This window comes from Halovulum sp. GXIMD14793, assembly GCF_054457435.1.
Window position 1 is genome coordinate 1 of record NZ_JBTLNE010000075.1, and the last position, 14,177, is coordinate 14,177.

Annotated in this window: 8 protein-coding genes; all 8 read left to right on the top strand. The window is 56.2% G+C overall.

Translation table 11 applies throughout. From position 1 onward, the window contains the following. Nucleotides 1–29: 29 nt before the first annotated feature. The 8 genes from ACW9UQ_RS16715 (at nt 30) to tnpC (ending at nt 14,066) form a co-directional block, all read left to right on the top strand. Entirely contained in the window at nt 30–8,522 is an 8,493-nt protein-coding gene (locus tag ACW9UQ_RS16715; protein WP_458932151.1) for a PKD domain-containing protein, read from the top strand. Then, nucleotides 8,522–9,283: a hypothetical protein gene (locus ACW9UQ_RS16720; protein ID WP_458932152.1), complete on the top strand. Its 762-nt coding sequence runs from the start codon at nt 8,522–8,524 to the stop codon at nt 9,281–9,283. The genes ACW9UQ_RS16715 and ACW9UQ_RS16720 overlap by 1 nt, the downstream gene beginning before the upstream one ends. Beyond that, nucleotides 9,195–10,508 (top strand): RHS repeat-associated core domain-containing protein, encoded by a 1,314-nt coding sequence (locus ACW9UQ_RS16725; RefSeq protein WP_458932158.1) that lies wholly within the window; start codon nt 9,195–9,197, stop codon nt 10,506–10,508. The genes ACW9UQ_RS16720 and ACW9UQ_RS16725 overlap by 89 nt, the downstream gene beginning before the upstream one ends. A 20-nt stretch (nt 10,509–10,528) precedes the next feature. Next, entirely contained in the window at nt 10,529–11,290 is a 762-nt protein-coding gene (locus ACW9UQ_RS16730) for a hypothetical protein (protein WP_458932153.1), read from the top strand. 6 nt (nt 11,291–11,296) lie between these two features. Then, complete coding sequence (locus ACW9UQ_RS16735) at nt 11,297–11,578, top strand: hypothetical protein (RefSeq protein WP_458932154.1); 282 nt, start codon at nt 11,297–11,299, stop codon at nt 11,576–11,578. A gap of 435 nt (nt 11,579–12,013) precedes the next feature. After that, nucleotides 12,014–12,400, top strand: a complete 387-nt coding sequence (gene tnpA, locus ACW9UQ_RS16740; protein WP_458932155.1) for an IS66-like element accessory protein TnpA — start codon at nt 12,014–12,016, stop codon at nt 12,398–12,400. Next, entirely contained in the window at nt 12,397–12,768 is a 372-nt protein-coding gene (gene tnpB / locus ACW9UQ_RS16745) for an IS66 family insertion sequence element accessory protein TnpB (protein ID WP_458932156.1), read from the top strand. The genes tnpA and tnpB overlap by 4 nt, the downstream gene beginning before the upstream one ends. 38 nt (nt 12,769–12,806) lie before the next feature. Next, nucleotides 12,807–14,066, top strand: a complete 1,260-nt coding sequence (gene tnpC / locus ACW9UQ_RS16750) for an IS66 family transposase (RefSeq protein WP_458932157.1) — start codon at nt 12,807–12,809, stop codon at nt 14,064–14,066. The last annotated feature ends 111 nt before the right edge of the window (nt 14,067–14,177 follow it).

The following is a 14,177-nucleotide window of genomic DNA, read 5'->3' on the forward strand; positions in this document are numbered from 1 at the left end:
TTTTTGACACATCAAGCGGGATCGCTCCTGTGGCGGCAAGCGGATGGACGTCCCGGGTTGCGAAAGCCGGGGAAGCGCTTGTTCTGGATGCCTTTGCATCTACCGACCTTGACGGAGACTTGCTTGAGGGGTCGTGGCGGCTGGTGTCCCGCCCGCAGGGCAGTACCTCGGTCGGCGTAACCCGTGATGACTATCGCTATGCGCTGACGCCGGATATCGCGGGCGACTATCTGCTGAAGCTGACCGTCGAGGACGGGATCGGCCATAATGCTGACAGTGCAGCCGTTTTGGTAACGACAGACGATCTGCGACCTGTGGCCGTGATTGAACCTGCATCGGGAAGCGTCGGGACGCCAGTGACCTTGGATGGCGGACAAAGTTACGATCTCGACGGCAGCCCAGTGACGCATGAGTGGGCACTTCTGGCTGCGCCGTCAGGCAGCACAGCCGGTCTGGGCAAGACCGATGGGGTCACCAGCACGCTGACGCCGGATGTCGCCGGGGATTATGTGGTCCAGCTGATTGTATCAGACGAGACAGGGTCCGGTCGTCCGGTGACGCGGCTGATTTCGACCGATGCCGCTTTGCCGGTTGCTGTTGCCGGACCGGATGCCTCTGTCGAGTGGGACAGCGTCGTGACACTGGATGGCAGCGGTTCTTATTCTGCGGACACGATTACATCATATGACTGGGATCTGATCGGGCTGGCGGGACCCGTTGGGTCATCCGGCCGCCTGAATGGCCCTGAAGGGAGTGCAGTCCGTGAACTGGAGCCGGGCATCCGAACCGCATATCTGCATGATGTGCTGAAAACCATCAACGTGTTTCACGATCGTGAGTTTGGCGGCCATTGGGATTGGGGACTGGGGCAGTTTCATAAACCCATTGATACCAACCTGTCGCATTGTCCGCCCTGGCATGACGGTGATGTGCATTGCTTGTATACGCCCTGGCAGCGAACGGGTGTCGATGTTGCCACGGCACCGGTCAATCTCAATCCGATCAACCTGTTGCATGGTGAGTTACCACCTGTCCTTCTGCCCAAGGGTTATGTCGTTCTGGATGACGGCAGCAAGGTGATGATCTGGCGGGTAAGGATGCCTCATGGCGACAACCGGATGATCCGGCTTGAACTTCTGGACGGAAGCTGGTCCAGCGAACAAGTTTTGCTGGGTGGGGTTGATGCTTATATCCGCGCCCCGTTCTCACTAATGCCGATGAAGATTCACGTATCCGGAGACTTCTGGGGCAAGTCGTTCCCGCTTTTGCTGCCATTCTGGAAGCACGAATTCGTTTGCCTGGGACTGGAAGCCACGGTGGCACAGCTTCAGGTGCGGACGGCAACGGCATCTTCTTATCCTGATACGGTCTATGTTGGTGAAGGGAACCGGGCGCCCCGCGCTTTGTCAGTTCCAGCGCGTGAGGTTTTGAACGGTCAGGCAGTTAGCATCAATGCGGCCGACATGTTTGAAGATACCGATCCGCTGACCACAACCTGGTCCCTTATTGCGCGTCCCCAAGGCAGTGCTGCCAGCATCGGTGGCCGCCTGGTGACCGGCGCAAGCGCCGGGTTCACACCCGACCGGGCTGGTGATTACCTTTTACAGGCCGTCGCTCATGATGGTGATCTTTCGGGCCAGCCACGAGTTCTGCGTGTGACGGTTGTCAACACCGCTCCGGTGGCTTTTGCAGGAGCGGATCTTACCGCCTTTGTCGGAGAGACGGTGACGCTGAATGGCAGTGGTTCATCGGACGCTGACGGGGACCCTTTGTCTTACGCCTGGAGTATTGCGTCCGCCCCTGCCGGCAGTAGCGCGACGCTTACCAATCCCGCGCTCGTTACCAGCGATTTTAAACCCGACCGCCGTGGCAGTTACGTTTTTGAGCTGACTGTATCTGATGGTTTGCTGAGCAGCACCGACAATGTGACACTGACAGTGCCCAACCGCGCGCCCGTTGCCAGCATCGAGGGCACAACCAGCGCGTCAACAAGAGAGACGGTCAGTTTGTCGGCGGCAGGATCAAGCGATCCGGATGGCGATCCGCTGACCTATCTTTGGGAGTTGACCGGAAAGCCGTCTGGATCGGCGGCGTCGCTGTTGCTGGTCTCAGATACAGAAGCGGGGTTCGAGGCTGATCTGGCTGGCGACTATACCATGACGCTGACCGTCTCTGACGGGCTGGAAAGTGCCACAACGACACATACTGTCAGCGTTACACCATCCAATGGCCCACCGGTTCTGGGGCCCTTGCAGGCGGTCTATACCGTAGAGATCGGCCTGGAGCTGGGACTTGATATCGACGCGATTGACCCCGATGGCGATCCGATTGGGTTCTATGCGCGGCCTCTGCCGCTGCCCCAGGGTGTCGTGCTGAATACCCGTACCGGCATGCTGAGCTTCCGCCCTGAAACGGGTCAGGAGGGGGACTATGTGCTGACGGTTGGTGCGTCTGACGGCGTGCTGACCGATGAAAAGACGATCACGATCCGGGTGATCCCCGCCAATGCCGGGGAAACTGCGGTGACCGGTGTTGTCCTGGATGCCGCTGCCTTTGCGCAAGGCACTGAAACGCCGCTGGCCGGGATGCCGGTGCGTCTGAAAAAGGCAGCGCTGATGACGGTGACCGCCGCTGATGGCAGCTTTCGCTTTGGCGGGCTGACCGACGGGCGGGATCAGGTCTTTATTGAACCTTCCGCGAACGGCGGTCCCGGGGGCTATGCGGCGGCGCACCGCCTGATCCGCGTGACCGGCAATCAGATCAGGGACCTTAGCCCGAAATTCCTTTTGACCCCGCTTGGCGATGGGTGTGCCTCTGTTGTGTCGGGGCAGGAAACGGTGCTGACCGGCACGACAAACGGGGTTACCGTCAGGATTGCCGCCGATACCGTGAAAGATGCCGATGGCAATGCGTATGGTGGTCAGATCTGCCTTGGGACATTGCCTCAGTTGTTCGAACATGAGGCCCTGCCCAAGGATGTAGCGGCCTGTCAAATATACGCCTTGGACGCGCCTGGCGCTGTCTTTACGCAAGGGGTCCAGGTAACGGCTCCAAACCTTGATAGTCTGCCGGAAACTGCGGAGTTGCGGTTCTGGCAATTGCGTGATCGGTTGAGCCGGTTCCAGATTGCGGGCCGTGCCATGGTCGACACGGGTGCGGCGACTGTAACGACCCAGACATCGGTTCTAAAAGATGGTGGAACGCTGTTCGCTTTCCTGCCGCAAGCCCCGCGTGTAACACGATCAGCCGACCAGCCTGGTGCCGGGTATCAGATGCTGACCCCGCTGGAAGGTGATCTGTCGCAAGGCTATGCAGTGACCCCGTATCAGTCCTTTGGACAGGCGCAGTCCACTGCACTTGTCTACCATTCTCAGGCGGCTGATCCGACTTTGATCATTGCCGGTGACGTTACTGTTGCGGCCAATGCGGGCTTGCCAAAAACACTGAGTTCGACGATCCGTCTGGCCGGGCTGGAGATCGACCAATCCCCGACCTGGACACCGCGCCAAGGGGCGAATGGCCAGACCCCGGCCCTGCTGGGTGAAGCCGTGACCCTGCGCCAGTCCGCCCCCGTCGATGCCATCGGCATTCCGGCCGGACGCCATCCGCTGAGCTTCACCACCAAGGCAAAATACGACTGTTCCACGGTTGTTGCCAGCTATACCGGGGAGGCGTTCGTCCATAACGAAACACACAGCCCCTACGGCCCTGGCTGGTCCATCGGCGGCCTGCAAAAGCTGGTGAAAAACCCTGACGGTACCGTCGCTATCATCACCGATGATGCGATCACGCCGTTCAATCCGAAGCCGACATTCACTGAATTCGAAAGCGAACCGCTCGTCTTCGATATCTATGGGGAACAGGGCGTAAATGTAGCGGACATGGACTCAGATGGCTTACAGGACATTGTTTACGGCGAAAGCGGATATGGAACGGTAGGTATCATTGCCAATTTCGGCGACCGGCAATTTGAGAAGGTGCGTGAAATCAATGTAACCACGCCAGCCAGTATTCCTGATGATGGTGGGTTTTACTCACCTAACCTTGCAGGTACGAGTACCGGAGATATCAACAACGATGGAATTTCAGACGTCGCCTTTTTCTCGCAGTATACAAGGCTTGTTGGCTTTATACTGAATGATGGATTTGGAAATTTCGATAAAACAATCGTGCGGACGGGTACCAGAATGCTCGATGGCATTTTTACCGATTTCGACCAGGACGGCAGGGCAGACTATCTCGCGACGGGTACTTGGGGAGCGACTTCGCGATTGGCTCTGGGCATACACTTCAACTTGAGCGCCGGAAAAGACGACTACTACCAGACCTGGGTCAAGAGCGCGCTGCAGATCATGTCAGCGGATTTCAACGGAGATGGTTTGAACGATATCGCCGCGAGGGACCGCTTTGGCATCGATGTATTCTACTTCAACGGTGATCGCTTCGTTTATGGTGCCAATGACGTGGGCGGCGCTTCATTAAATCTCCTTGGGCGTTATGCTGATCATGGCGATTTCAACAATGACGGCCGCCTTGATTTCGTGCTGGCATCGGGCTCTGAGATCAAGGTTATCCTTAGCACCGGCGCTTCGAGCTACTCAGAGCCGATTGCTCTAACGATCCCATCTGATCCCGTTTTGCGTCCCCGAGTATTTGCATTTGACGTAAACGGAGACGGTCATATCGATGTTCTTCATTCGACCGATAACTCGATCATTTTACACGCTGGCGTTGGCGATGGCACTTTTCTTCCCTTCGAAACAACAGAAATATCGCATCCGATTCAGGACTACACTGTCGCCGATATCGACGGTGACGGTTCATTGGATCTGATCTCTACGTCAATTTTCAATCTCTATATCGATTTCTCGCGACCAACGGAAAGCGGACTTTTTGTTGCAGGTGCAGGCGATTATTCAACTCTCGAACAACTGTCCTCGGGCGGTTGGGTGCGGACCTACAAGGACGGCACAAAGGTTGAGTTTGATGCCAATGGTTTGCAGACTAAAACCATCGATACCAACGGCAATCAGATCACCTATGCCTATGATGCGGCGGGACGGCTAACCAAGGCGACGGATGCTGTCGGGCTGGAGACAGTTTATAGCTATGGCCCATCCGGATTTCTGGAGTCGATCACCGATCCCAGCGGACGGGTCACCTCTTTCGGGCGAAATGCCAACGGGAGCATCGTCCAGATCGTGGAACCCGACACCGCCACCATCGGCTTTGGCTATGACGAAAAGGGCCGGATGACCTCACGCACGGATCAGCGCGGCAACACATTCGGTTTCGCCTATGGCGTTGCCGGGGCCATCAGCGGCATTACCACGCCGGATGGTGCCAGTGTCGCGATGTCTGTCGGTGACATGCTTGGGCTTGAGAATTTCGCGCCCGGCACGGACCTGAAATTTGTTGAACCGAAGGACCGGATCACCACCGTAACGGACAAGCGCGGCGGTGTGACAAAGACCGAAGTCAACGAATTTGGGGCTGTTCTGCGTGTGACGGACCCTCTGGGCCGCGTGACTGATATGCAGCGCAATGCCGACAACCTGGTGACCCGGGCGGAAACGCCCTATGGCAGCGGCGATCGTCGCGTCGACACCATGGCGTATGATACATCCGGCAACCTGACGGCCCTGGTCGAAGCGGTTGGCACGCCGCAGGAGCGCAGCCGAAGCTATGTCTATGGCGACCTCAGCCGTTTGATCGAGAGCACCGATCCAGGCGGTTTTGTCACCCGCAACGAATATGACGCCAAGGGTAATCCGACGAAGACCATCATGCCCGAAGGGGACGAGGTCACAATGACCTATAACTCCCGCGGGCTGATGACGGCGCAAACTGACCCCAGGGGCAACACAACGGTGTTCGACTATGACACCAAGGGCAACATGTTCTACACCCGCAATGTCGAAGCTACGGTGACACAGATGGAGTTCACGCCTGCCGGGCTGCCGTTCTCCACCACCGAGGCTTTGGACAACCCGCTGCAGCGGACCCGGATGACGAATTTTGACTCCAAGAACCGTGTGACCAGCCAAACCGACGCGCTGAACAACACGCTGAAGTTTGGCTATGACGTGCTGGGCAACCAGGTCCGGTTCGAGGATCAGGCCGGGCGCGTCGCGACATCTGTCTTTGACAGTATGAACCGCTCCGCCGGGGGCACCGATCCGATGACCGGCACCTCGACCGTTACCCACAACGCGGAAGAGACCGAGATGAAGGTCACCGATGCCGCAGGGCGCGAGGATGTGACCGAGCTGGATATCCTCGGCCGCCTGTCGCGCACCACCGAACCGCATGGCGCGGCCCGTCAGGACGGCTATGACGATGCCGACCGGCTGACGGCCATGACGGATGCCAAGGGCGGGCAGACGACCTTTGAATATGACGCGCTTGGCCGCGCCATCCGCCAGACCGACCCGACCGGCAAGGCCTTTGTCACCGAATACGACGCGCGCGACAATGTCACCCGTGTCGTCGATGCCGATGGGGATGCCGCGACCTTTACCTATGACGGGAATGGCCGGCTGAAAACGATGACGACGGCAGATAACAGCTATACTTACAGCTATGATCCGGCCTCGAACCTGACGGCCATTGCCGATAGCGACACGCGGATCGACATGACCTATGACGCGATGAACCGGGTGGTGACCGAAACGGTGACCTATCCGGGCCTCGCCCAGCCGGTCACGCTGACCTATGCCTATGACGCGCTGTCGCGCCGCATCCGCACATCGGACAGTTTTGGGGGTGTGACGGAATACACCTATGACGCCGAGAACCGCCAGACCCGGGTGACGCAGCCCTGGGGCGGGGCGATAGACTTTACCTATGATGTGGATGGGCGTGTGCTGTCGAAGCGGTATGAGAACGGCTCGGCGACGGCGGTCAGCTATGATGCGGGCGGGCGGCTCGGGGCGTTGCGGCACAGTTTTGCGGGGGCGGATTTCCATCACCGCAGCTTTGGCTATGACGCGGCGGGGCGGGTCATTCTGCTGAAGGACGAGGTGGAGCCGGCGCGCGCTCGGACGCTGTCGCATGATGCGGGGCGGCGTCTTGTGGGCGTGAATGAGGGGGTCCCGGCGGGCGATGGCGGCGTGCCGGTGCCGGTCGAGGATTACGCCTATGACCTTGAGGACAACCGGACGGCCTCGCACCTGACCTCGGGCTATGTCTATGATAACGCGCACCGTTTGCTGGAAACCGCGGCGTTTTCCTACACCTATGACGGCAATGGAAATCGGGTGACACGGACGGACAAGTCTTCGGGCGAGGTGGTGAGCTATGGCTGGGACGCGCAGGATCAGCTGGTCTCGGTTGGGTCGTCCGAGGGCTGGTCGCTGAGCTTCGCCTATGACGCGCAGCAGCGGCGGGTGGGGAAGACGTATACGGCCACTGACGGGACCATCACCACGCAGGTCTTCGTCTACGACGGCCCGAACGTCCTGTTTGTGTTCACGACCGAGGGCGGAGTGACCAAAGCCCGCCGCTGGATGAACGCCTACGGTTTGGATAAACGGTACGGGTTTGAGGATTACCCCTCGGCCTCGCCAAACCCCGGCAACGGGATGGTCTACGAAGTACATCAGGATTACCTTGGCTCCATCGTCGCTGTGGTCGACCCGACCACCGGCACGCAAGTGTCGCGCTATCGCTACGACAGCTTCGGCCAACGCACCGTGATCAGCGAAAGCGTGAAACCTGGCTACGGCTTCACCGGCCAACAGTTTGACGAGGAAACCGGGCTGGGGTACTTCCGAGCGCGGTATTATGATCCAAAGGAAGGGCGGTTTCTATCCACTGATCCACTTGGGTTCCCGGATGGGCCGCTGAATGGGTACAACTATGTAGCTGCAACGCCATATCAGCATGTTGACCCGACTGGAATGTCTATGGCGGCACCACTGGTTAGCACAATGGTGCGGCAAGCCGATATTACCAATGAGCAAACAATGCTAAATGCCGGGATTGCCGGTCGAATGGCTGCTCTAATTGCAAATGCACTTCTTGACGCGGCTTACAACTTTGGGACAAGTACACGTGGCAGGGATGTCAACTACCCAGGCATATCTTCGGTAGGGACGCCAAAGTTAGATCCGCCCCGAGGCAGTAATTGCTATCCATTGGTGGATAGACTGCCCTGGAATCTTCTTGATTTCGACGATACGCCGACGACTCGACCTCATCCGCCCAACACGCCAGATAGCGACAACGATCATGATCGAGCGATAGAAACAAGACGCCTCATGCTGCTAAAATGGAACAAAGATTATAAGCGCATCAAGTATAGTTTTATCTGGAAGAATCGCGAACAGCGTGCTGCTTGGGGTGAGAAAGTGAGCACATGTCGGCCAGATCTGCAGTATACGGTCAACTATTCACTAAAATATCTAGAGGAATATTACCGTCCCGGGCGTCAATTGGAGACCATAAATAAAATTCTTATCATGAACCGGGCTGATCCTTTAGCTAACCTGATTGGCGTACGTATCGGGGGGCGTCGTTGATGCCAGAATTACCAAAGCCTGATCCGTGTGACCTGACCCTGCTACTTTGGGATCGCCCGATTGAGTTGATAGATCCATGGTTCTCTGCGGAAATTCACCGCGGAAACTTGTCAAGGGAAAAAGAATCTAAGACCGCTAGCGGATTGCCCTATCGTCCGCACCGTCGAATAGCACGCACATGCGAAAGCAAGTCTCCGCCGCTAGCGGAGCAATTCCCTATTAATCCACGATCACCGGATTTGTACTTCAGTCTTATTTCTCCGGACGTAGAATCAAATCTGTGTATTGCTGAGTGTAATAGTGTTAGCTTTCTGTATAGTGACATAGCAGTTATTAGTATGTGTGTGGGGTGTAAGGCATTTATATTTCATGCTTCACATATAAACGGCATCATGGCTTCAAGTTTTTTCAGTTTATTTGAGAAAGGGCGCCTTGGTAGACATGTTCGAGTTGATTGGGAGGAGGACGCTCAAGGTTCGATATCGAATGTCTTTTTCCAAAAAGGCAGCACGCAGCCCTGGGAAAAAAATGATAGATACTTGAACTCCGATGTTGCGCTGCGGTTACCTAGGGATCTGCTTATTGAGTACATTGAGGCGCTGGGACTAGATTTTTTGAAATATCAAGATCGAGCTTTTGATAGAATCATAGATTTTTTCCCGATTGGAGAAGGTGATAATTTGGTCGGCTACGCCGACAAAATACCTTTTTTGGAGGCCGCTTCAGATTCATATTTTAGCGATAATAGTCATTTTCCTTAGCTACGGCTGGGACGCGCAGGATCAGCTGGTCTCGGTTGGGTCGTCTGAGGGCTGGTCGCTGAGTTTTGCCTATGACGCGCAGCAACGGCGGGTGGGGAAGACTTATACGGCCACTGACGGGACCATCACCACGCAAGTCTTCGTCTACGACGGCCCCAATGTGCTGTTCGTCTTCACGACCTCCGGTGGGGTAACAAAAGCCCGCCGCTGGATGAACGCCTACGGGCTGGACAAGCGGTACGGGTTTGAGGATTACCCCTCAGCCACCCCGACACCCGGCACCGGCACAGTGTATGAGGTACATCAGGACTACCTCGGCTCCGTCGTGGCCGTGGTCGATCCGACCACCGGCACGCAAGTGTCGCGCTATCGCTACGACAGCTTCGGCCAACGCACCGTGATCAGCGAAAGCGTGAAACCTGGCTACGGCTTCACCGGCCAACAGTTTGACGAGGAAACCGGGCTGGGGTACTTCCGAGCGCGGTATTATGATCCAAAGGAAGGGCGGTTTCTATCCACTGATCCACTTGGGTTCCCGGATGGGCCGCTGAATGGGTACAACTATGTAGCAGCGACGCCATACCAGAACAACGACCCATTAGGGCTTGTAGGGACCACGGCATTTGTCCAGCACTCCCGTGATAAGGTAACAAACGACATATATGCATCGACTATTGCGGGTGCGGCGACAGGGCTTCTACTGGAGCAATTCAATGAGGTTTTTCTGTTTTTGGAAAGCCTTGGCGGGCTTCAAGGCAACATGGGCGCCGATATAACTGTAGGAGGATCAACTGGCGGCGGCGACTCTGAAAGGATTAGCTTCCTCATTCGTCTGAACTCCGGGTGCAAGCCGCTAAACATGCCAGGGCCTGTGCAAAACATCACCCTAGACGATAGCAAGCGCAACCATGGAGGTCCGACACATAATGCGATCGTAGCTTGGCGTGTCGCTAGTCTTGTGCGTAACCGTGCTGAAAGGCTTAGAAAGATCGGTTCGCTCAGCATGATACCGGTTGTAAACAGAAACCAGATGAATGCAAAAAGACAAACAGTCAGCAATTGTAAGCCGGATATCCAGTATGATTGGGCAGGCGGCACCATGCAACATCTCGAAGAGATTTCGGTTTCGTCGCTTATCTTTCGGGAGTTTGCTAAGGGAATTGTCATGCTTCAGGCGGACCCGAACGCAGGGTGGGTGCTGATACGGCGCTATAAGCGCCCTTGAACGGTAGAGCCCTTAACGACATGAATGAACCGCTGCCAGATATACCAGTTATTTCGGTTATCTTTGTGCGCACTACTTTTGATGAAGTTGCCTCTTATTATCGGGGTGAGCTTCTTTCTGCGCAAGAAAGTGACCCGGAACGGGAATTCTATGAGCTTCGGGACGAGGCTGCGAAGATTGAATTGGGGTTCGGGCCCGATACGGACCTATGTCATATTGATAAGCGCATGGCCGAAGCTTATTCGCTCCGGGGTAGTGTGAGAGTGTCGATTGTCAGGTCAAACCCGTCGCTGGTTATGGTTGAGCAGCGGGCAAACGTTGTGCTTCCGTTTGAAGACCAACGGCTTCATCAGTGGACGGGATGTGGAGTATTTCAGTTTTGGAGCACTATTGGTGAGGACCCTTTAAAAAAACTTGCGCCAAAACTGTTTCATCTAGGTCCGATTCCTGAAAATGGCTTCAGCTACATAGACAAAAACACAGGCCGTCATGTTTGTGCTTACCAGGACAACACAAAAGCCGTCTATAACAGCTCCGGCGAACCTCTCGATTTCGAAAGACCATCAAATTACAAAAAGCGTCGAAAGCTGGACAGAGTAAACCGTGAACTTATTTTTGAGTATATGAGTGCGATCGGTGTCGACCCGGTGGCAACTTTTCTTCGACGGGAGTTGGATTCCCCGATACTCTTTTCCTCAGATCACGGCGGAACTCCGGTCACCCGTTATGTGAAGGAACGCGACCGATATATTGAGTATTGTCGGGAGCAAAACCTTCTGTAGGCCCATATGGTTCTGCTGAAAGACGAGGTGGAGCCGGCGCGCTCTCGGACGCTGTCGCATGATGCGGGGCGGCGTCTTGTTGGGGTGAATGAGGGGGTTCCGGCGGGCGATGGCGGCGTGCCGGTGCCGGTCGAGGATTACGCCTATGACCTTGAGGACAACCGGACGGCCTCGCATCTGACCTCGGGCTATGCCTATGATAACGCGCACCGTTTGCTGGAAACCGCGGCGTTTTTGCTCCAAAGAGTGGATACCAAAAGGTATGGTGGAAAATTTGGCAGATACTGATAGCTTCGGGCTAAATATCCTGTTTACACCCGCAGCGAGGGCTATCCGGTATTTTGCTACGTCTGAACTGGCAAAGCTAAAGGTGGCCGGACCACATCCTTGGCACGATCGAAATGCTCTAATCCCGGGGGAGCCCGCAGACTCAGAAATCTACCTTGAAGTCTTGCACAATGCGGGGCAGTTTTTTGCAAACTGTCCGCATGCCGCAAAGCTAGTCGAAGCGTCTGTTATACAGTTTGGCCCGCCACCAGTTGTCACTGTACCCTAATCAGAATCTGCGGATTGGACGCCTTTTCGACGGTTTCTGTACCCCTAATTACAATATATCCACAGGACTCTGCGTCAGTGGCGTAACCGTCCGGTCTGCCCGCTCTGACGACGTTTGAAGGAGAGTGGTAATGTCCATTTTCGATAATGGACATCTTGAGGCGGTTTATGGCTGGGAAGAAGGGTCAGAAGAAGCGGTTCTGGTCGGATGATGAGAAGCGTTCGATCTGTAGGCAGACGACGGTTCCTGGCGTATCGGTCGCGCAGGTTGCACGGCGGTACGCGATGAATGCCAATTTAATTCACAATTGGTTGAAGGACCCAAGGTTTGCCCCGGAGCCCGAGATTGCTGGACCGGATTGCCACGGTGGCTTTCTCCCAGTTGAGATCGAAGGGGCGGTCGCCGTTCCATTGGTTGAAGACGCGAGAGATGTGGATTCGATGGTTTCGGCTCAGCGGGTTGATATCACCTTGTCGGACGGCCGGCGTATTTTGGTTGAAGGCCCTACGGCGCTTTCCGGCGTTCTGGCTTTGGTCGAAGGGTTGATGGTTTGATCCCGGTTCCGGCCAACACGCGTATTTGGTTAGCCGCAGGTGTCACGGACATGCGCAAGCAGTTCAATGGGCTGTCGGCTTTGGCCGAGAGCGTTCTGAAGCAGGACCCCTATTCGGGACACCTGTTTGTCTTTCGCGGCCGACGGGGCGATCTGGTGAAGATCGTGTGGTGGGATGGCCAAGGAGCGTGTATGTTCTCCAAACGTCTTGAGAAGGGCAAATACGTTTGGCCCGCTGCTGCGGATGGCAAGGTGACGGTCAGCCCGGCGCAATTGTCGATGCTTCTGGAAGGCATTGACTGGCGGGCGCCACAGCGCACTTGGCGGCCTTTGACTGTTGGTAATTTGGACGCAAATCCAGCATCTTAGGATTCACTATCCTAAGGGGTTCAGCTATAAGTCGGGCTATGTTCGATGCCCCAAAATCCCTGCCATCCGATCCCGGCGCGCTGCGTATTGCAGCGGAGGGTTTGGTTGAATTGGCAAAGGCCCAGGCTTTGGAAATTGAGAAGCTGAAGCATCAACTAGCGGGGCACAACCGGCACCGTTTCGGGTCCAAATCTGAATCTGGCGACCAACTGAACCTTCAACTCCGGCTCGAAGAGGAAGAAACGGCCGCCGCCCGGACCACACCACCTGAAGAGACGGCGGATCCCGAGCAGAAGCAAAAACCAAAGCGCAAGCCGCTGCCGCCAACCCTGCCTCGCAATGAGCAGATACTGAGCCCAGGTGAGGCGTGCAAATGTGGCGGCGATCTTCGGGCCATTGGTGAAGATGTGACCGAGGAACTGGAATATGTTCCCGGCCGGTTTGTTGTGAACCGGATCGTCCGCCCTCGGCTGACATGCAAATGCTGCGACACGATTGTGCAGGCCGCGTTGCCATCGCGTCCCATTGAGCGCGACCGACCTGGTGCCGGTCTGTTGGCCCATGTGCTTGTGAACAAATACGCGGACCATTGCCCTTTATATCGCCAAAGCCAGATCTTCGCCCGCGAAGGCATTGACCTGGATCGTTCCACGCTGGCGGGATGGGTTGGGCAATCTACCAAGCTACTGGAGCCTCTTGCTGACGCCATCGGACGGTACGTTCGCGCCGGAGCGTCGATCTTCGCGGACGATACCCCGATCAGGATGCAGGCCAAAAAGAAATGCGCGACCGCCCGCATTTGGACCTATGTCCGCGATGAACGACCATGGGGCAGCTCCGATCCACCGGCGGCTTTGTACAAGTTCAGTACAGACCGCGAAGGCAAACATCCTTCAGAGCATCTGGTCAATTACCAAGGCTGGAACCATGCGGATGGATATACTGGGTTCAACGACCTCTTCGCCAAGGACAACGTCCATGAGATGGCCTGCATGGCCCATGTCCGCCGCAAGTTCGTCGATATCTTCCAGTCACAAGGCTCACAGATCGCCGAAGAGGCCATCCGCCGCATCGCGCTTCTCTATGCTGTCGAAAAGGCAGCGCGCGGCAAATCGCCGGAAGAGCGGGTTGCTCTGCGCCAGAAGGGTGCCAAACCGGTGTTTGACGAACTCGAAGGTTGGCTCGACGCGCAGCTGAACCGCATCTCCGGCAAATCTGAACTCGCAAAGGCGATCCGATATGCCCTCGGGCGCATGAAGAAGATGCGCGGTTATCTCGCGAACGGCTTCCTGGCCTAGATGGCCCGAAGCTGCATATTTGGGCTTTTGGAAGAACATGAAGAGAACAAATTGGCGATTGACGGCTTGATATGATCTCAGATGATGCTTGCGTCTGGAGGGGTCATGACA